A 473-nucleotide genomic window follows, 5' to 3' on the forward strand; every position below is an offset into this window, starting at 1 on the left:
GAACAAGGGCAATTAGGTGGGAGAATTATAACAGATCTTCCTATACGTTATGCGTATTATCCAAGCCATGGAATCGGAGAGAAAGGGCCTGCTATGATGTTAGGAAGCTATACATGGTCTTATGATGCGTTGTTATGGGATGGGGTATCAAAGGGGGATCGTATCTATTACACACTACAAAATTTAGCAACAATATTAGGTGGTCAAGTATATGATGAGTTCATGTCTGGAATATCAAAGAGTTGGACATTAGATCCATATGCGCTTGGAGGGTTTGCACTATTTCAAGCTGGCCAAGAATCAGAATTACAGCCAGTCATTGTAAAACCTGAGGGGAGAATATATTTTGCTGGTGATCATACAACGCTGTATCACGGATGGATTCAAGGTGCGATTGAATCTGGAGTGCGTGTGGCGATGGAAGTGAATGATCAAAAAGTTTAAAATTCAGAAATTTCTTTACTGTATAACTT

Annotated in this window: 1 protein-coding gene; it reads left to right on the forward strand. The window is 39.7% G+C overall.

Annotation, left to right across the window (positions count from 1 at the left end):
* On the forward strand, positions 1-444 hold a 444-nt coding region (locus AC1DJR_RS33290), incomplete at its 5' end, for a flavin monoamine oxidase family protein (protein ID WP_477004599.1).
* Positions 445-473 lie beyond the last annotated feature (29 nt).

This window comes from Bacillus sp. 05T31 (assembly GCF_056396725.1).